Genomic DNA, 18,222 nt, shown 5'->3' with positions numbered 1-18,222 from the left:
GGGCCGGGACGGCTAGAAGTCGTCCACCCACACCACGATGCCCGTCCAGCCCGAGAGCACCGCGGCCGCGCCCGCCCGGATCGCCGCCGCGCAGCGGGCCGCGGTGAACGACGCGGGGTCGTAGGCCGAGGACATGCCCAGTCCCTCGCCGCGGAACGACGCCCCCGACCAGTCGACCGAGGTCACGTTGTGGGTGGGTTCGGCCAGCTCCGCCCCCACCACCAGGAACTGCTGGGAGAGATGGTTCGGGGTGACCGTGGCCAGCGCGTCGATCAGGTCGTCGCCCGCGCTGACGACGAGGTCCGGCCGCATGCCGATCACCCTGTCGACGGCGGGGACCATGTCGGCGGCGTCGGTCACGGTCTCGGTGCGCAGGTCGACGTCCTCGCGCTCGGCCCAGTCCCGTACCGCGGTCACCAGTGCCTTCGTCGGCCGGTCGTCGCCCGCGGTCAGCAGGGCCACCCGGTAGCCCTCGGAGGGCCGTACCCCGGACCAGGAACCGGGCCGCGGGGTGACGGTCGCCTCCGGCGCGGGTGAGGCGGACGGGTCGACGAATCCCGGGCGCAGCTCACCGACGGCGGAGGGCCGCGGACGTGACTGCGACCAGTCGTCGCCATCGCCGTCACCGCATCCGGTGACGAGGGCGGCGGTCGCGGCCAGGGCGGCGGCGGCCAGAAGCGGGCGGCGCAAGACGATCGTCCTCCAGGGCGAGGGCGGAACGGGGGCAAGGCTGAGGCAGAGGCCGCGCGTACGGGTACGGGTGCGGGTGCGGGTGTTGTGCGGCCACCATCCTGCGCTGCCGCTTTCGGACATCTCCACCCACACAGCCCTGATCGAGCAGTTGTTCTCATACGGTTCGTCGAACGGCCAGCGTGAATTCACACCGGACCAGCACGGTGCACGGGCAACCTCAAGGAGCCCCATGTCACACCCTGTCCGCCGCCCCCTGGTCGTTCTCGCCGCGGCGGTGTTCTTCCTCATCCTGCTCGGCCTCGGCCGGCCCGCCGCCGCCCACGGCTTCACCTCGACCGTGTACGTACACGTCATCGACGCCGGTGACGCCGGAACCGACGCCGCCGCGGGCGCCGACCGGCTGCGGACCGAGCTCAAGCTGGAGTACGACCTCCTGGTGGTGTCCGCCGCCGACGCCGGGCACGACGACCCGCTCTTCCGCACCGGAACGGACGCGTTCGAGGCCGGGGACACCGACGCCCAGGCCGCGGCGCTCGACGCCCACCGTGCGACGGCCGTCGACTACGTCACCCGGCGCTTCACGGTCACCGCCGACGGGACGGCCTGCCGCGCCGACCAGGCCGGCGGTTTCCGGATGGGCCGCGAGGAGGGCGTGCCCTACGCCCTGCTCACCCTCGACTGGACCTGTGCGGGAGGACACGGCGAGGTCGGCGGCGGCCACGAGATCCGCAGCGGCCTCTTCCCGGACGCCGAGGAGTACGTCAAGGGCACCAAGACGATCGCCACCTACGCGGTCGGCGGCGACAGCGGCAGCGCCGCGCTCGACGCGGCCCACCCGTCCTTCTCCCTCGCGCAGTCGTGGACCGAGCGCTTCTGGGAGTTCTTCCGGCTGGGCGCCGAACACCTGCTGACCGGTGTCGACCACATCCTGTTCCTGCTCGCGCTCATCGCCGGGTCACGGCGACCGCGCGAGATCGTCCTCGCGGCGACCAGTTTCACGCTGGCCCACTCGGTGACGTTCCTGCTGGCCGCCCTCGGGCTGGTGGACGTGCCGGCGGGCCTCGTCGAACCGGTGATCGCGCTGTCCATCGCCGTGGTCGCCGGCTGGCACCTGTGGCGCATCCGCAGCCGTGGCGTCCATGTCACCGATCTGCCGGTGCCGGGCGGCGGCGGCCACTTCGCGCTGGACCGTGCCGGATGGACACGCCTGGGTGTGGTGTTCTGCTTCGGCCTGGTCCACGGCCTCGGCTTCGCCGGCGCGCTCGGTATCGACGCGGCGTGGTCGTGGACCCTGCTGTGGTCGCTGCTGGTCTTCAACGTCGGGATCGAAGCGGTGCAGTTGGCCGTCATCGCCGTAGTGTTTCCGCTGCTGCTGCTCCTGCGGCGGCGTTCCCGGCGGGCGGGCCTGTGGGCGACCGGCACGATCTCCGCGGGGGTCGCGGGCATGGGGCTGATCTGGTTCGTACAGCGCACGTTCGGACTGTCCTGAGCGGGACCGAAGGGGACTGAGCGGGATGTTCAGCAGATACCGGGTCCGCATTTATGCGGGGTTTACCTGGTACCGAAAGTTTGACGATCTCCCTTGCGTGCACACCGCATGCGCACAGAAGAACAGAAGAAACGACACGTCATGAGAACAAAGCTCTTCGCGGGGGCCCACGGGCCCCTGCGACGCCGCGTGGCAGGCACCGCCGTCGCGGCATCCGTGGGTCTGATCCTGACCCTCGGCGGCGGCGGACTCACTTCCCCCGCTGCCGCCGCCGACTCCGCCACCCTCACCGGCATAGTCCTGGGGGTCGGCGCCGACGAGACCCAGCGCACCGTCAGCTGGTACTCCTCCGCCGACACCACCCAGAAGATCCAGGTCGCGCCCACCGCCCAGCTGGCCGCCGGCGAGTTCCCCGCCGACGCCGCCACGTTCGACGCCCTGGGCGGCGCCAACATCTCCACCAGCGGCGGCTACAACCGCCACGCCACCATCACCGGCCTCAAGGAGAACACCGCGTACTCCTACCGCGTCGGCGGCGAGGGCAACTGGTCGGGCGCCTACGCGTTCAGGACGCAGGACTTCGAGGGCGAGTACGACTTCCTCTTCCTGGGCGACCCGCAGATCGGCTCCTCCGGGAACACCGCGAAGGACCAGGCGGGCTGGCAGGACACCCTCGACGTGGCCACCAAGGCCAACAAGGACGCCGAACTCCTCGTATCCGGCGGCGACCAGGTCGAGAGCGCCAACAACGAGTCGCAGTGGGACGCGTTCCTCGCCCCCGACCAGCTGCGGCAGTACCCGTTCGCCGCGACCATCGGCAACCACGACGTCGGCGGCAAGGCCTACGAGCAGCACTTCTCGACGCCGAACACGGACCGTTCGGGGGCGTACTACTCGAACGGCAACCCGGCGTCCAACACCTCGGGCGGTGACTACTGGTACATCTACAAGGATGTGCTGTTCATCGACCTCAACAGCAACAGCTACGCCACCTCGCAGGGTGGCGGCGGCGACGAGGCGCACACCAAGTACGTCACGGACGTCATCAACCAGCACGGCTCCGAGGCCAAGTGGAAGGTGCTCGTCTACCACCACTCGATCTACTCCCCGGCCTCGCACGCCAAGGACGGCGACAACAAGGCGCGCCGTGTGGACTTCCCGACCACCTTCTCCAAGCTGGGTGTGGACATCGTCCTCCAGGGACACGACCACAGCTATTCCCGCAGCTACCTCGTCAAGAACGGTGAGAAGGCCGACAAGGACGAGCAGCCCGGCGCCTCGAACGTGTACCCGGGTCCCGGCGGCGTCCTGTACGTCACCGCCAACTCCGCGTCGGGTTCGAAGTACTACGACATCACCAAGCCCGACAGCAGCGGAACCAGCGGTGCCGGCAACGGCGCGGACCCGCTGAACCCGGACAGCTACTGGTACAACTCGGTCCAGAACCAGGAGCACGTCCGCAGCTACGTCAAGGTGCAGGTCCGTGACGAGAAGCTCGTCGTGGAGAACATCCGCAGCGGCACCTGCGCGGCCCCCAACTCCCAGGTGGAGAACGGCGACTGGTGCACCAACACCACCGCGGACCAGCCCGTCGGCTCGGTCGTCGACAAGGTGAGCGTCCACCCGTACAACGGTGACGGCCAGTCCCTCCAGGTCAACGTGCCCGAGGTGGCGCCGGGCGAGTTCGGCTGGACCATCGACGGCTACAACGGTCTGGTGGACCTCGGTACCGCCAAGGAGCAGGACGGCGACCACTTCACCGCCGCCGGCAAGATCAACCCGATCCTCGTGACCGACTCCCGTCGCACGCTGTCGCCCTGGTCGGTGTCGGCGAACGTGAGCGACTTCAGGGACGCCGGCAAGACGTTCTCGGGTTCCTACCTCGGCTGGAGTCCGTATATCCTCGACCAGGGTGCCGGTGCCGTGGCCGGTACTTCTGTGGCCTCGGGCTACGACGACCAGGGCAAGGGCCTGTCCGTCTCGCGCGGTCTCAGCTCCGCCGAGCAGGGCCACGCCCGTGGCAAGGCCAGGCTGGGCGCCGACCTGGACCTGAAGCTCCCGGACTCGGTCCAGAAGGGCGGCTACCGCGCCACCCTGACGATCACCGCGCTGAGCAGCTGAACAGCGCAGCGGCAACCGAGTAGTCGATCCACCCCGCTCCACCCGCGGGGCAGGCGGGAAGCCACCCGGCCGACCGTCTGCCCCGCCCCTTCCGCAGACCCAGCCGACTGAGCCGTACCAGCTGGGCCGGCACAACCCGGAGAGCCCCGCGATGCGCATATCCCCATCACGCAGCCGTACGGCCCGCGCCGTCCTGCGTCACGCCGCCCTGACACTGCTGGCCGCCCTGGTGTTCGCCGGTACGTCGACGGGGCCCGCCCAGGCCGCCGACGGTGCCGGTGCCGGTGCCGCCGACGGTGACGTGACCTGGACGGTCCGCACGGCCGCGAACGGGTACGGGGACGACCGGTCCAGCTTCAGCTACGGCGTCAACCCCGGCGGCCAGGTCAAGGACGCCATGGTCGTCGCCAACCACGGCAAGACGCCGCTCGGCCTGGCGCTCTACGCCTCCGACGGCTACACCACCGAGAAGGGCCAACTCGACCTCCTCACACAGGAGAAGAAGTCCCTCGGCATCGGCGCCTGGGTCCGCGCGACCGGCGACGGCACGGTGCGGATCGCGCCCGGGAAGACGGCCGAGATCCCGTTCACCGTCAAGGTCCCGCGCAACGCCACCCCCGGCGACTACGTGGGCGGCATCCTCACCTCGCTCAAGCAGTCCGACGACACCGAGGGCATCGCCGTCGACCGGCGCCTGGGCATCCGGATCAAGCTGCGGGTCAGCGGCGCCCTGAAGCCCACGCTCGCCGTGGAGGACCTGCGCGTCGACTACCACGGCACGGCGAACCCCTTCGGCCAGGGCGACGCCGATGTCACGTACACGCTCCACAACACCGGCAACGCCCTGCTCTCCGGCGCCCAGAAGGTCACCCTCACGGGCCCGTTCGGAACCCTGGAGACCCACGCGGGCCGGATCGCCGCTCCCCCGGAGCTGCTCCCCGGCGAACGCTGGAAGGTCACGGTCCCGGTCCACGACGTCACCCCGGCCCTCCGCCTCACCGCGAAGGCGACGGTCACGCCCGCCATCACCGACGCGGCCGGTTCGACCACGTCCCTCAAGCCCGTCGGGGCCACCACCACCGGCTGGGCCGTGCCCTGGACCCTGGTCCTGCTGACAGCACTCCTGCTCGCCGCAGCCGTGACGGCGTACCTCCTGCACCGCCGCACCCGTTCCCAGCGCAAGCAACGCGAGGACGCCCGGGTCCGCGACGCGGTCGAAGAGGCTCTGCGGGACCGGACGAAGCAGGAGGCCTGAGACCGCATCGGCGGGCCGGAGAGCAGCCGCAGGACCGGGCCGGTGGGGACAGGGCCGCCCCCCGTTCTTCGGCCCCGTCCCCACCGGCCCGCAGGCCGCACGACGTCAGCGGCAGGGGAACCGGCTCAGCACTCACCTCGCCAGACGACCCGCGTGATGGTCAGCCCCGCCTCGGCGTTGGCCTTGTACCTGCCAGGGCCGGGGTTGTAGTGGAAGCAGTCCGTCGACGGCTGGCCGCCCACGAACGACGTCACGTCGACGTGGTCCGCGCCCGGGAACACCACGCCGTTGTTGAAGATGGAGCCGACGGCCACACTGCCGGACCAGTTGCCGGCGACCTTGAGGACGAGCTGTCCGCTCTGGTTCGCACCGCTGTAGGCGCAGAAGTACCCCTTCCCGCAGCCGGCGGGGTTGGCCTCCGCCGAGGCGGTCGGGGCGACGCCCACGACACCGAGCAGGGCGGCGGCGACGGTGGAGACGCCGAGTGTGGCGAGTCGCTTTCCGGTCAGCATGATCAGAACCCTTCCGTGGTCGTCGACCGAGTCGTCATTCGCGTCAGTGCTGGTGTCGGCATGTGTGTCGACGCACATGCCGATACGTGTGCCGATACGTGTGTCAGCACTCGCCGCGCCAGACGACCTTGACGATGCGGACGCCCTCGGCCGCGTTCACCTTGTAGGCGCCGGGGCCCGGGTTGTAGTGCAGACAGCCCGTCTCCCCGCCGCCACCGGGGGACGTGTACGTCACGTCGACGTGGTCGGCGCCGGGAAAGGCGACCCCGTTGTTGAACACCGAACGGACAGCGACGCTCCCGGTCCAGTTCCCCTTGGTCTTGAGGACGAGTTGACCGGTCTGGTTCTCCCCGCTGTAGCCGCAGAAGTATTCCTTCTCGCACCCGGGCGGATTGGCTTCGGCAGAGGCACTGGGCGCGGTGGCCAGCACGGCGGTGAAAGCCGCGGCGGCAACCGCCCCGATGGCAGCGTTTTTACGCATGGTGATGTTTCCCCCTATGACCGGTGATGCAGCCTGGTCGCGTACACCGATCAGCGTGCCCGGCCCCGACCGTTCCTGCCACATGATTCGGCGCTCGCTGAAATGCGCTGGTCACGGGCGCACTCGACGTCGTGACGCGCGCCGGGCGCCCCCTGCCACGACCGTGTGACCCGCCGCACCCCGGGGAACAGTGACGAGGAGCGGGAAATGCCGAGCAGGAAATGGTGAGGGCGAGTCGAGGCGATGGAGCACCGAGTGAAAGGCGAATGCAAGAAACCGCCGCGCGCCCACACACTGCGGCCAATTGCCGCGGCCACCCGCTGCATCCGATTACTTGAGTCAATCGCCTGACCGACTGTGAGAGTTTTGCCGTGCTCCGAGTGCATTTCACGAGCGAAGACCTGACGAGAACCCGCGTCGCCGCCTCTCCCGACCCGCTGTGGGAGACCGTACTCAGCGCCAATGTCCTGGCGACCCGTCAGGGCCGGACCGTCTTCGACGCGTGGCGCGCGCAGGCGCAGGCCGAGTTGCGCGGGCTGCCCCGTCATCACCTGCGCCTGGTGCGGGCGTTGGCACCGCCCCGCGGCAGCTTTCCCGACTTCCTCAATCCGGCGGAGGCGAGGCTGGGGCTGCCGGAGGGGGTCCAGGCGGTCCTGTCCACCCCTCGCCGACGACTGGCCGAGGAGATGAGCGTGCTCACCACCGCCCCGTCGTGGCTGCGTCCGCTCGCGGACGGCGAGCCCGCGGCACTGGAGCGTCTCGGGCAGGCGCTCCACGGCTACTTCCACGCGGCCCTGGCACCGTACTGGTCCGCGGTGCGGGCCCAGATCGAGGCCGACCGGGCGGTGCGCGCACGGGAGATGCTGTGCGGCGGCGTCGACGCGCTGCTGTCGACTCTGGGCCCGTCGCTGCGCTGGCGCCCGCCCCACCTGGAGGCCGACTACCCGCTCGACCGCGAACTGCGCCTGGACGGCAGGGGGCTGCTCCTGGTGCCGTCCGTCTTCTGCTGGCAGACACCGATCACCCTCACCGACCCGGACCTGCCGCCCGTGCTGGTCTACCCGGTCGCCCGGACCCACCACTGGTGGCTGCCCCGGCAGACGGGTGCCGGGCCCCGCTCACTGGGCAGGCTGATCGGCCCCGGGCGGGCCGCCGTCCTCCAGGCCCTGGAGGACGGGTGCACGACGGGCGAGGTGGCCCGGCGGGCGGGCGTGACCTCCGCGACGGCGAGCGAACATGTCAGGAGTCTGCGGGAAGCGGGCCTGACCGCGTCGATCCGCGACCGGAACACCGTGCTGCACGTCCCCACCCCGCTGGGCACCAGGTTGCTCACGGCCAACCGGCCGGCCTGACCGCGGTGCTGCGCGAAAAAATGGACGTCCTGGCCGACGGCCCGTTCAGCCGCCGCTCGGTGTCCGCCCGGCCCGCATCCGGTCCGTCCGGGGCGGGCCGGAGGGCAGCGGCAGATCGGCGCGTGGCGCGGGCAGGTCGTAGAGGGCGTACACGCGGCGGCGTATCGCCTCCGTCGGGTACTGGTCCCCGTAGACGGCGGTCTTGAAGATGGCACCCTCCAGGACGCTGCGCAGCAGCACCTCCTCCACCGCGGGCTCCTTGGCCCCGCGTTCGGCGAACAGCGCGCGCAGTTCGTCCTCCAGGGCCACCACCCGCTCCTCCTTGCGCGCCTCGGCCGCCGCGAACAGGGGGTGGGTCGCAGGGTTGACGACCAGGCTGAGCGTGATCCGCTGGACCGGGACGGTGGCGGCGGCCATGGCCAGGACCCCGTCGATGATCGCGGCCAGCCGTTCGTCGGGGGTGCCGGTGACCTCCATGAGCGCGGAGACCCCGTCGAGGTACCGGTCGAGGAGTTCGTCCACCAGGTTCTGCTTGCCGGGGAAGTAGTAGGTGAGCAGTCCACGGGAGACGCCGGCCCGCGCGGTGATCTCCGAGATGGTGGCGTCGTGATACCCCTTCTCGGCGAAGACCTCCAGGGCCGCCGCGAGGATCCGCTCCCGCGACTGCGCCCTCAACTCCTCGTTGGCCTCCGCCGACCGTGGCGACACGTGCCACCCCATTCCCGCTCGTCCTCGGTTCCCGCGCCGGGCTGGTCGGGCTCGGCGCGACCATTGTCGCCGCTCCTCTCCGAGGCCCATCCACCGGTCCGGACGGCCGATCGAACTACGCTTGCCAGTGCGGGAGTTGGGGCTTGGCCCGTTGGTTGGCCAGCTGTACAGTCAACGTGCGTTCAGGGCGGTCGGCGAGGGGACGTCGGCCGCGGCAACGCGGTGCCGTACGGGCGTCGGCACCGCGTTGCTGGTTTCTTGAGCGGAGTCAGCGGGCGCAGACGAACGCCCTGCCCGGATCGAACGGGCAGGGCGTACCGATCAGTGAGCGGTTATGGATGCGGGTGCGGATACGAGTGCGGGGGCGGCTGCGGGTGCGGGTGCGGTCAGCACCAGCCTCCGCCGAGGTTGGCGAACGCCTTCCAGGCGGCCCGCGTCTTGGTTCCGGCGTCACCGTCGATGCCGCCGGTGTCGTAGCCGATGTAGACGAGGAAGCGCTGGAGGCCGCGGATGGTGTTGGGGCCGACGTCACCGTCCACGGTTCCGGCATTGAACCCGCGGTCGTTGAGGAAGAGCTGCCAGGCCTTCCAGCTGTTGGTGCCGAGCTGGCCGTCGATCACGCCGGGGTTGTACTTCCCGACCGGCGCGGCGTCACGGACGTAGCACTGGACACTCTTGCCCTCGGCGGTGTTCAGGCCGAGGTTGTTGACCGCCTGGATGGTGACGGTCTGGGCGGGAGCCTGCTGGGCGGGCGCGGCGGTGGCCGCGGTCGCTCCGGCGAGGGTGCCTATGCCGAGCGCTGCCGCGGTGAGGGTTCCGAGCAGTGTTCTTGTGAGCCTGGTCATGGCCATGTGTGGGTCCCCCGATTCATGAGTGAAGGCGAATGAGACGTCCGGCGACGACGTCGGTCACGCGTCGCGGGCGGCCTGCGCTTGAATCTGCTGGTGGAGGGAACGACTCAGAAGTCGCTTTCAGGCCAAAAAGACACTCGCCTGTCGATTCGCACCGCAGAGCCGAAGACTCGCAGTGCGCCCATCCGGCCGTGGCGCCCCACCGACCCCGGGGGCGACGCGGCAAAGGGACTGGCGATGCCGGGAGTTGGACGCGCGGAAGACACGATCCCTTGTGCCACGTGACCCGCCGCCGCGACGCTCACACCGGGGCCGGGACGGGACCGGACGGCAGCGGACGAGACCGGACAAGGTCCGACGGGGCATCAACTCCCCATCAGCGTGGACCTGACTCAACGGTGCGATGAAGGAAGGCGTCGACGAGACGATCGGTGAAACCCCGCCCGATCGGATCGCCTGTCACCAGCACCCGGTAGTAGAGCGGCCCGACGAGCTGATCGACCTCCGCGGGGATGTCGAGCCCGGCGGGCAGTTGCCCCCGCCGCACCGCGCGCTCCAACGGCAGGCGGTCGCGGTGGCGTTGCTCGTCGAGGAACCGGGCCCGGAAGTTCCTGGCGAATTCGGGGTCGAGTTGCGCCTGCGCGATCAACGCCCGGAAGACGGCCCCGGCATCGGAGTGCCCCAGAAAGCAGTCCAGTTGACGCAGATAGGCGCGTAGATCCAGGGCGAGGTCACCCAGATCGGGAGGCGACAATTCCTCGGTCGCGTCCTGGAGGAAGGCATCCATGAGGACATCGGTCTTGGTCTTCCACCAGCGGTAGATGGTCTGCTTGGCGACGCCGGCCCGCGCGGCGATGCCCTCGATCGTGACGCCGGCGTACCCCTTCTCGACGAGCAGCCCGTCGGCCGCCTCCAGCACCGCCTGCCGGGCCGCCACGCTGCGCCCGTGCCGATTGCCGTGGTGACGACGCTGTTCCGCCTTCCGGTCGGATGCACTGTCCCCCGCCGCCTGGACCGCCTGCTCCATGTCTGCCTCCCGGCCCAAGACTAGTACCCCTAGACTCGACGCAACGTTGCGTCTACTCTACCGGTCATGGCATTCACTCACACGCTCGCCGACCCCCGGGTCGAAGCGGCTCTCGACAGGATGTTCGCGCAGGCCGCGGACGACGACGCCCACTACGGCCGCATCAGGGCGAACCGGCCCCCCGGTCCCGCGCCGACGTCCGCGCAGGAGCAGGCCGACGCGGCCGCGGAGATCTACATGCCGATCTCCGCGGAGGGCGGCCGACTGCTCTACAACCTCGTACGGGCCGTGCGCCCGGCCGGTGTGGTCGAGTTCGGCATGTCCTTCGGCATCTCCACGCTGCACCTGGCGGCGGCGGTACGGGACAACGGCACCGGGCACGTCTTCACCACGGAGCTGAACGAGCACAAGATCGCCACCGCCGGCCGGACCTTCACCGAGACAGGCCTGGCCGACGTGATCACGGTGCTGGAGGGAGACGCCCTCGCCACGCTCGAAAAGCTGGACGCCCAGGTCGATCTGGTCCTGCTGGACGGCTGGAAGGACCTCTGCCTCCCCGTACTGCACCTGCTCGAACCCCGCCTCAAGCCGGGCACCCTGGTCATCGCCGACGACGTGGACCAGGAGAGCATGCGGCCCTACCTCGACCACGTACGCGACCCGGCGAACGGCTACCAGAGCGTGACGTTCCCCGTCGAGGACGGCATGGAGATCAGCTGCCGCCTCTGACTCCGACACGCCCCCGGCCCCCGCCGCCCGGGGGCACCTCGGACCCGGAGCGCGGCGCCGGGAGCTCCGCCCACACCACCTTGTACGCCCCTCCCGCACACAGCTCGGTCCCCCACCGGTCGGCCAGCGCGGCAACGAGCAGCAGCCCGCGCCCACCCTCCCTCTCACCGTCACCCGGCTCCCGCAGGACAGGCAGCCGCTCGGTCCGCCCGTCGGCCACCTCCACCCGTACGACGCCCTCGCCGGCCCGCATCAGCAGCCGTACGCGGAAGTCGCGCCCCGCGACGCGCCCGTGCTGGACCGCGTTGGCCGCGAGCTCCGCGACGACCAGGGTCACCGACTCGCTCACCTCGCTGTCGTACGCGAACCCCCACACGTCCATCCGGTTCGCGACCAGCCGCCGAGCGAGCCGGGCCCCTCGCGGAGTACAGCTGAAGAGCTGAGTGAACATACGTACGGTGACGGGTACTTGGACCCGGGCTTCTCCTTGCATGGCTCAACGGTCCCGGCGAACAGGCCCGTCGACCAGCCCCGACACCCCTACACCACACTCGTACGAGTTCACTCCCTGGACAGTCACAGTCACCTTCAGTAACGCTATTCGGCATGACCAACAGCACGACGCCCGACCCCGAACCCTCGGACAGCCTCAAGACGTTCGGCCTGGTCCACAAGGCGTTCCGCAAGCGAGCGGGGCTCACCCAGGAGGAGTTCGCACCACTGGTGAGCTACCAACCATGCACGGTGGCATCGATCGAGCAGGGACGACGGTTGCCTCCGGCGGTTTACGTGGAGCGGGCGGAGGAGGTACTGGACGCGTTCGGGGTACTGCGGGCGGCGGCCAAGTACGCCACGCGCGACCCGGGTCTGGCTTCCTGGTTCCGCCAGTGGGCCGAACTCGAAGAGCAGGCCATCAGCCTGTACACGTTCGAGAACCGGCTGGTGCCGGGGCTTCTCCAGACGGAGGCGTACTCGCGCACGCTCTTCAACGAGCGGCTGCCCGTGTTGACCGACGCCCAGATCGAGGCGCAGCTCACCGCTCGTGCGGACCGTCAGCGACTGCTCACCGAGCTGCCCAACACGGCGTTCAGCTTCATCGTCGAGGAGCACGTCATCCAGCGTGGAACTGGCGGCCCGGATGTCACTCGTGCGCTGATCGATCACCTACTGGCGGTCACGGAACTGCGCAACGTAGAACTGCAGTTGATGCCGTTGGCACGCCACGTGCATCCGGGACTTGATGGTCCTGTCCAGCTTCTGGAGACTGCCGACCACGAGTGGCTCGGCTACTGCGAGGGGCAGGAAAGCGGGCAGTTCATCGCCAGCCCACAAACGATCAGTGTCCTGCACCTTCGCTATGCGAAACTTCGTTCACAGGCTCTCACCCCCGAAGATTCTCGGAGCCTGCTGGAGCGGATTCGAGGAGCGTCATGAGGACCACTGAACTGGCCTGGTTCAAGAGCAGTTACAGCAGCGGCAGTTCAGGCGACTGCGTCGAGGTAGCCCTGGAATGGCACAAGTCGTCCTACAGCGGCGACGACTCCGGCGACTGCGTAGAGGTCGCCGCCTGCCCCGCCACCATCCACATCCGCGACTCCAAGAACACCCACGGCCCCCAGCTCACCCTCTCCCCCACCGCCTGGGGCGACTTCGTCACGCTGGTCAGTAGCCCGCGCAACACGGCATAGGGTCCGGCACCTCGAACGGGACGAACACCCCTCCCACCGCCGGCATCAAGGTCAGAACCAACTATCCGTCCTGCCACTGCGGCCGTACGTGTTCCCGCGTCACCACCACCTGCCCCGGCGAGGGCTCGCCGACCGCCCCCAGCAACACGAACCGGCTGATCACGGAGCGAGCCTGTAGCTCCGCGATCGTCACCGTGTCCGTCAGCTCGGTCACCCTCGGGTGGGCCTTGGCCCAAGGCCCGTTCGTGTCCACTGGCATTCGACCTGGTCGATCTCTGCGAGTGCGGCATTGTCCACTGCGGCGTTTGCGCGGTGAGGCTCGCTGCTGACGGGAATACAGAATCCCTCGCTGAGTTCACCGTCGGCTCCCGGCCTGAGACGACCGATGAGGGTCGGTGCGTACATGCGCACGCACTCCCTGCAGGCCGAACAGGATGAGAAGCTCAACCACGCCGCCGTCGGCGCTGCCCAGCCAGTGCGGAAAGGACGTGTCGAACTCGGCCGCCTCACCGGGCGGCAGTGTCAGGTCGCGCTCGCCGGTCACGAGGCGCAGGCGTCCGCTGAGCACGTAGAGCCATTCAAAGCCTTCGTGGGTCTGCGGGGTCGGTTCGAGTGGTTCCGGCTGGGCGGGGATGACCATCTTGAACGCGTGCACACCGCCCGGTCGCCGGGACAGGGGCACGAATGTCATCCCGAACCGCCTGATCGGCTTGAGGTGGACCTGGGGGTCTCCAGTGCGCGGGGCACCGACGAGATCGTCCAACGGAACGTCATAGATACGGGCCAGCGGCAGCAGCAGTTCCAGGCTCGCCCGGCGCTGCCCACTCTCCAGCCGGGACAGGGTGCTCTCCGACACGCCGGTCGTCGCCGCGAGGTCGGCGAGGGTGATGCCGCGGTCACGGCGCAACGCACGCAGCCGCGGCCCCACCGCGTCGAGCACGTCTTCATCCGTCTTGGGATCCACGGGGTTCATCTTGCCATTACCGCAAGATTGTGTGCCAGTTTTTGGTGCCCCCGGCAAGACTGAGCGCCTTCTGACACAAGGAGTCCTGATGAGCACCACCGATATGAGCACCACCGACGCGGTCGCCTTCTGGGACGGCATCTACGCGGCCCGACCGGCAGCCGGCAACCCGCAGCCGAACGCTCGCCTCACCGAGACAGTGACGGGCCTGCCGCCCGGTGACGCGTTGGACCTCGGATGCGGCGACGGCGGCGACGCACTGTGGCTCGCAGGCCAGGGGTGGCAGGTCACCGCCGCCGACATCTCGGCCGTGGCGGTCGAGCGGCTCGCCGCCCTCGCCCGCTCACACGGCCTGGGCGACCGCGTCACCGCCGTGCAACACGACCTGCACGGGTCTTTCCCGTCCGGCAAGTTCAACCTGATCTCCGCCCACTACCTGCACACCCCCGGTGACCTGGACCGGGTCGCCGTCCTGCGCTCGGCCGCGCACGCACTGCGCCCAGGCGGGCGACTGCTGGTAGTCGACCACGGCTCGGCCGCGCCGTGGTCGTGGAATCAGGTGGCCGATACCCGGTACCCAAGCCCACGGGAGGTCGCCGCCGGTATCGATCTGGCCCCGGAGACATGGACGGTCGAGCGGGCCGACGCCCCCCGCCGGATCGCGACCGGACCAGGCGGGCGCACCGCCGAGGTCACCGACCACGTCATCCTCATCTGCCGCACTGCCTGACGCGGCGGCAGGCCCCCGATGAAGGAAGGCGACCACTGTTGCCCAGCACCACACGCCGCACCACACGCCGCAATGGCCGTGGCGACACCCCACCGCCCCGGACCGGAAGCAGCGAGATCGAGGTTCTGCGCGGCTTTCTCGACTACCTCCGGTCCTCGATCGCCACGAAGGTCGACGGCGCACCCGAGCCGCAGGTGCGAACAGCCGCGGTGCCGTCGGGCACGAACCTGCTCGGCCTGCTCAACCACCTGACGTACGTCGAGCGGTCGATGTTCCTCGGGGACGACGTCACCGACTGGCAGGCGACGTTCCGCGCCGCGCCGGCGGACAGCGTGGCCGATGTCGTCGCCCGCTACCGAGACGCGGTCAAGCGCGCGAACGACGTTCTCGACGGGTGCGCCGGTCTCGGCGCACCCGTCCCCCGACCCCGGCCGGACCGCCCCGCTCCCAGCATCCGCTGGGCACTCACCCACCTGATCGAGGAGACCGGCCGGCACGCGGGCCACGCCGACATCCTCCGCGAACTCATCGACGGCACGACCGGCCGCTGACCCATCCTCTCCAGGACGGAAACACATGATCACGGAACCACGGCCGTCGCCACGCCGCTCCCTCCGTTCCGCGCGCTCGGCGGCAACCGTGATGCTCACCCTCCTGCTCACGATCGCCACCACAGCCTGTTCCACCCCCGCCTCCACGTCCACGCCGACAGCCGGTGGCGATGTTCCCGCCTACGCCGCCGCCAGCCACGACGATCCCCGGTTCAAAAAGACCTTCCGGCACAAGTTCGCCGACGTCGACGGCGTCCGTATGCACTACGTGAAGGGCGGCAGTGGCACACCGGTCGTGCTGATACACGGCTGGCCACAGACCTGGTACGGCTGGTGGCCGATCATGCCGGAACTTGCCAAGCACCACACCGTCTACGCCGTCGACCTCCCCGGACTGGGCGACAGCACCGGCTCGCCCCCCGGCTACGACAAAGCCATGCTGGCGCGGTACGTGCACAAGCTGATCTCCGATCAGCTCGGGGTGCGTGACGCTCGTGTCATCGGGCACGATTTTGGCGCCGCAGTGGCATTCCAGTACGCCAGCCAATTTCCCGACGACACCGCACGCCTCGGCTACCTCGACCTGCCGCTGCCCGGGCCCGCGATCGATGCAAGCACCTACCGTTCACTGAGCTGGCACATCGCCTTTCACTCCCAGCGACGAGTCCCCGAGGCGGTCGTGGATGACGATGTCCGCGAGTACCTGGCACTGTTCTATCCTCAGGTCTCCTTCGGTGGCACGGCGTTCGGCGGCACCTCCGACCGGTCCCCGTTCACCGGCGCCGAGATCGACGAGTACGCACGAACTTACAGTCGGCCCAAGGCCCTGTCGGGCGGCTTCGACCTCTACCCCACGCTCGACAAAGACGTCCGCGACACTGTGGCAGCAGCACCGGTGCGTGTCCCGACCCTGCTCATGGCCGCCCAAGGACAACTCGAAGCGATCCAGGGCACAGTCGCCCCGCGCATGACCAACATCGTGCGGGCGGTGGACGTGCCGAACGCCGGGCACTGGCTCGTCGAGGAGAACCCTCGGTTCGTCACCGCCGAGCTATTGCGCTTCCTCGACGGATGACCACGCCACCAAGACGGCATCGCAACGGGCACTGACGTCCCCTCTCCGCCGAACCGGTTTCGAGCAGTAGCCCGCGAGACCGGCGGACCGGACGTAACTGCCGCAGTAAATACCGGATTTACTGCGGCGATGTCGGAAGGGCGGGGCGGGCATGAGGATCGAACCGGTGACCGAACTCGGGAGCGGGGGCGCACTTCGGTTGCCGCGCACTCAGGTCGTGCTTCTGTCCGCCCCGCCCGCGTCGTGCACCGCGGCGGTCGAGCACTATCTCAGCGGCGCGGGCATCGCGAAGTCCTCTGCGCGGATCTAGCGGATCTACCTGACGACGTGGGGACGGTTGCTCACCGAAGAACCGGCGCCGACCGGACCCGCCCGCCGGGGCGCGAAGCCCTCCGTCTTCCCCGTCGCCGCGATCGACGACTCGGCCCTGCCGGAGGATCCGTGGTCCCCAAGTCACCTTCGAAGGGATCCGCCTGATTGGCCATGTGCCGTCGGAGCTGGACTCGGAGATGGAAGCGTGCGCTGTTGAACGTGGCCTCGGCATCACGTATTGCCTCTCGGATGACCTTTACTGGCCCGACTTTGAGTTCGATCGAGGCGGGCAGCGCGCGGGGGCTAGCAAATGCTCGGCCTCGCGCTCGTAGCGGCGGTGCAGGCGGCAGCCGTTCAGCCAGGACCTCGTCCTCTCAACCGCCCAGCGGTGCCGTCCGAGACGGTCGGAGGGTTCGATGCCGCGCCGGGCAATGCGCGGCACGATCTGCCGACGTCGAAGCCATCCGCGTAGGTGGTCGAAGTCGTATCCCCTGTCAGCATGGAGCTTGGCCGGGCTGCGACGCCGGGGCACGAAGCGGGAGCGGATCGGTGGGGTACTGCGCACCAGCGGGACCAGAGCCTGGCTGTCGTGACGGTTGGCGCCGGAACCCGGCCGAACGGGGGACGACGTACGAACTCCGGCTCCCCCCTCAGAGTTTGCCTTCCATGAGGACCGTGCGATGCCCCCCGAGCGCGCCTGAAAGGCCTTCGAGGAAGCCGGGGCTGAAGTCGGGCCAGTCCCAGAACTCGAAACCGAGATGCCCGAAGGCGAAGTAGTTGTCCGACCAGGTCCACGCAGTCAGGTCACCAGGGCGCCGACAATGCGGGCAGGCGACTGCCGCACTGCCTGTGTCGCTCCAGGCGCTGATGGCCTCACTGAAGGGCTCCCACGCACCCTCGATCTCCTCCAGCCAGTCGGTGCAGAAATCCGCCCGACCGGCACAATGGGGGCACACCGCGAACCTGGGGTCGCCCTGGCCGCAGTTGAATACGGTGCGGCCGGTCTCGACCCTGAGTCCGTCGCTGGGCTCCCAGTCCTCCTGACCTACCGCCTTGGCCCAGGAGGGACCGGGCGGATGCCCCGACGGCGCCCCGAGAACACAGTCGGTGAGCTCCGCCCGAACTATCCCCTCCCTGACCAGCCAGTCAAGTCCGCTGTCTGCCAGGGTTCTGGCGTCCGCATGCGTGGCGTCGAGATCGACGACGGTCTGAAAATAATTCCCCATGAGGCCACAATAGAAGCAGCCACCGACAGCCCGTCACTCGCGACTTCGACACCTACCGTGCTCTCACATTCCCGAATGTCTGTCCGGGTCGGCCCGGGAGGCCATGCGCAGGCCGCGACAGAACTCGGCCCTGAATGCTCACCAGCCGAAACAGCTCCTCCACCTGCAGTCAACCGCCTGCCGACAACTGCAACTTGGGCTTACCGACGCCCGATCGATCACCCATGCCGGGTGCACAACGCCAGAGGACCGGAGAACAATGCGAGGCCCGAACTCCCGAGGGTTGCCCCCGGGCACGTTTGTCGGCCGTGCTCGACCGCTGGAGGCACCCGTAGTTCATGCGCCTGTTTCGAGCCTGCACATACTGCACGCTCGCCTGCCCCGACACTCGACCCGAAAGGCCGTGAACGGGGCCGAACTTGGCGTGGACGACGGCGGTGATCCAGGAACTGCGCCCT

At 69.3% G+C, this 18,222-nt stretch carries 20 protein-coding genes and 1 pseudogene; 10 read left to right on the top strand and 11 right to left on the bottom strand.

The window, feature by feature from the left end; all coding sequences use genetic code 11:
- Positions 1-12 precede the first annotated feature (12 nt).
- Positions 13-690, bottom strand: a complete 678-nt coding sequence (locus ACLVWQ_RS02290; protein ID WP_414106375.1) for a hypothetical protein — start codon at positions 688-690, stop codon at positions 13-15.
- A gap of 232 nt (positions 691-922) precedes the next feature.
- Between ACLVWQ_RS02290 and ACLVWQ_RS02285 the strand changes: the two genes are divergently transcribed.
- The 3 genes from ACLVWQ_RS02285 to ACLVWQ_RS02275 all read left to right on the top strand — a co-directional run bounded on the left by ACLVWQ_RS02285 (position 923) and on the right by ACLVWQ_RS02275 (position 5,558).
- Positions 923-2,182, top strand: a complete 1,260-nt coding sequence (locus ACLVWQ_RS02285) for a HupE/UreJ family protein (protein WP_414106374.1) — start codon at positions 923-925, stop codon at positions 2,180-2,182.
- Between the two features lie 141 nt (positions 2,183-2,323).
- Complete coding sequence (locus ACLVWQ_RS02280) at positions 2,324-4,303, top strand: fibronectin type III domain-containing protein (RefSeq protein ID WP_414106373.1); 1,980 nt, start codon at positions 2,324-2,326, stop codon at positions 4,301-4,303.
- A gap of 151 nt (positions 4,304-4,454) precedes the next feature.
- On the top strand, positions 4,455-5,558 hold the full coding sequence (locus ACLVWQ_RS02275) for a WxL protein peptidoglycan domain-containing protein (RefSeq protein WP_414106372.1): 1,104 nt from the start codon (positions 4,455-4,457) through the stop codon (positions 5,556-5,558).
- A 125-nt stretch (positions 5,559-5,683) separates the two neighbouring features.
- Here the strand turns inward: ACLVWQ_RS02275 and ACLVWQ_RS02270 are convergent, their stop codons facing one another.
- Both ACLVWQ_RS02270 and ACLVWQ_RS02265 read right to left on the bottom strand, forming a co-directional pair.
- Positions 5,684-6,070, bottom strand: coding sequence for a peptidase inhibitor family I36 protein (locus ACLVWQ_RS02270; protein WP_414106371.1), 387 nt, complete (start codon positions 6,068-6,070; stop codon positions 5,684-5,686).
- Positions 6,071-6,173: 103 nt separating this feature from the next.
- Positions 6,174-6,551, bottom strand: coding sequence for a peptidase inhibitor family I36 protein (locus tag ACLVWQ_RS02265; RefSeq protein WP_414106370.1), 378 nt, complete (start codon positions 6,549-6,551; stop codon positions 6,174-6,176).
- Positions 6,552-6,922: 371 nt separating this feature from the next.
- On the opposite strand from ACLVWQ_RS02265, the gene ACLVWQ_RS02260 reads away from it, so the two are divergent.
- Positions 6,923-7,903 (top strand): winged helix-turn-helix domain-containing protein, encoded by a 981-nt coding sequence (locus ACLVWQ_RS02260; RefSeq protein WP_414106369.1) that lies wholly within the window; start codon positions 6,923-6,925, stop codon positions 7,901-7,903.
- Between the two features lie 45 nt (positions 7,904-7,948).
- Here the strand turns inward: ACLVWQ_RS02260 and ACLVWQ_RS02255 are convergent, their stop codons facing one another.
- The 3 genes from ACLVWQ_RS02255 to ACLVWQ_RS02245 all read right to left on the bottom strand — a co-directional run bounded on the left by ACLVWQ_RS02255 (position 7,949) and on the right by ACLVWQ_RS02245 (position 10,489).
- The gene (locus ACLVWQ_RS02255; protein WP_414106368.1) at positions 7,949-8,623 is read right to left on the bottom strand and encodes a TetR/AcrR family transcriptional regulator; all 675 of its coding nucleotides are present in this window, start codon (positions 8,621-8,623) and stop codon (positions 7,949-7,951) included.
- Positions 8,624-8,997: 374 nt separating this feature from the next.
- Positions 8,998-9,462, bottom strand: a complete 465-nt coding sequence (locus ACLVWQ_RS02250; protein ID WP_414106367.1) for a peptidoglycan-binding domain-containing protein — start codon at positions 9,460-9,462, stop codon at positions 8,998-9,000.
- Between the two features lie 376 nt (positions 9,463-9,838).
- A complete protein-coding gene (locus tag ACLVWQ_RS02245; RefSeq protein WP_414106366.1) occupies positions 9,839-10,489 on the bottom strand; it encodes a TetR/AcrR family transcriptional regulator in 651 nt (216 codons plus the stop codon).
- A gap of 66 nt (positions 10,490-10,555) precedes the next feature.
- On the opposite strand from ACLVWQ_RS02245, the gene ACLVWQ_RS02240 reads away from it, so the two are divergent.
- A complete protein-coding gene (locus ACLVWQ_RS02240) occupies positions 10,556-11,218 on the top strand; it encodes an O-methyltransferase (RefSeq protein WP_414106365.1) in 663 nt (220 codons plus the stop codon).
- Here ACLVWQ_RS02240 and ACLVWQ_RS02235 read toward each other — a convergent pair.
- On the bottom strand, positions 11,202-11,711 hold the full coding sequence (locus ACLVWQ_RS02235) for an ATP-binding protein (RefSeq protein ID WP_414106364.1): 510 nt from the start codon (positions 11,709-11,711) through the stop codon (positions 11,202-11,204). The genes ACLVWQ_RS02240 and ACLVWQ_RS02235 overlap by 17 nt on opposite strands.
- A 113-nt stretch (positions 11,712-11,824) precedes the next feature.
- Here ACLVWQ_RS02235 and ACLVWQ_RS02230 point away from each other — a divergent pair, with 113 nt between their 5' ends.
- Positions 11,825-12,652: a helix-turn-helix domain-containing protein gene (locus ACLVWQ_RS02230; RefSeq protein WP_414106363.1), complete on the top strand. Its 828-nt coding sequence runs from the start codon at positions 11,825-11,827 to the stop codon at positions 12,650-12,652.
- Positions 12,649-12,906 (top strand): DUF397 domain-containing protein, encoded by a 258-nt coding sequence (locus tag ACLVWQ_RS02225; RefSeq protein WP_414106362.1) that lies wholly within the window; start codon positions 12,649-12,651, stop codon positions 12,904-12,906. The genes ACLVWQ_RS02230 and ACLVWQ_RS02225 overlap by 4 nt, the downstream gene beginning before the upstream one ends.
- A gap of 61 nt (positions 12,907-12,967) precedes the next feature.
- On the opposite strand, the gene ACLVWQ_RS02220 is transcribed toward ACLVWQ_RS02225, so the two are convergent.
- Both ACLVWQ_RS02220 and ACLVWQ_RS02215 read right to left on the bottom strand, forming a co-directional pair.
- Entirely contained in the window at positions 12,968-13,120 is a 153-nt protein-coding gene (locus ACLVWQ_RS02220; protein ID WP_414106361.1) for a hypothetical protein, read from the bottom strand.
- Between the two features lie 141 nt (positions 13,121-13,261).
- Positions 13,262-13,879: a helix-turn-helix domain-containing protein gene (locus tag ACLVWQ_RS02215; RefSeq protein WP_414106360.1), complete on the bottom strand. Its 618-nt coding sequence runs from the start codon at positions 13,877-13,879 to the stop codon at positions 13,262-13,264.
- A gap of 94 nt (positions 13,880-13,973) precedes the next feature.
- On the opposite strand from ACLVWQ_RS02215, the gene ACLVWQ_RS02210 reads away from it, so the two are divergent.
- Genes ACLVWQ_RS02210 through ACLVWQ_RS02200 form a run of 3 tightly spaced genes read left to right on the top strand, consistent with a single transcriptional unit; the run spans position 13,974 to position 16,226 of the window.
- On the top strand, positions 13,974-14,600 hold the full coding sequence (locus ACLVWQ_RS02210) for a class I SAM-dependent methyltransferase (protein ID WP_414106415.1): 627 nt from the start codon (positions 13,974-13,976) through the stop codon (positions 14,598-14,600).
- 38 nt (positions 14,601-14,638) lie between these two features.
- Complete coding sequence (locus ACLVWQ_RS02205) at positions 14,639-15,151, top strand: DinB family protein (protein ID WP_414106359.1); 513 nt, start codon at positions 14,639-14,641, stop codon at positions 15,149-15,151.
- A gap of 25 nt (positions 15,152-15,176) precedes the next feature.
- Positions 15,177-16,226 carry an alpha/beta fold hydrolase gene (locus ACLVWQ_RS02200; RefSeq protein WP_414106358.1) on the top strand — a complete coding sequence of 350 codons (1,050 nt, stop codon included), beginning with the start codon at positions 15,177-15,179 and terminating at the stop codon, positions 16,224-16,226.
- Between the two features lie 568 nt (positions 16,227-16,794).
- Here the strand turns inward: ACLVWQ_RS02200 and ACLVWQ_RS02195 are convergent.
- Both ACLVWQ_RS02195 and ACLVWQ_RS02190 read right to left on the bottom strand, forming a co-directional pair.
- A pseudogene (locus ACLVWQ_RS02195) lies at positions 16,795-17,145 on the bottom strand (transposase); the annotation flags it as partial.
- Between the two features lie 43 nt (positions 17,146-17,188).
- Positions 17,189-17,764: a hypothetical protein gene (locus ACLVWQ_RS02190; protein ID WP_414106356.1), complete on the bottom strand. Its 576-nt coding sequence runs from the start codon at positions 17,762-17,764 to the stop codon at positions 17,189-17,191.
- Positions 17,765-18,222 lie beyond the last annotated feature (458 nt).

This window comes from Streptomyces sp. CWNU-52B (genome assembly GCF_047444975.1).
GTDB lineage: Bacteria > Actinomycetota > Actinomycetes > Streptomycetales > Streptomycetaceae > Streptomyces.
The sequence above is the reverse complement of the archived record's forward strand: the minus strand, read 5'-3'. Positions and strand labels throughout refer to the sequence as shown.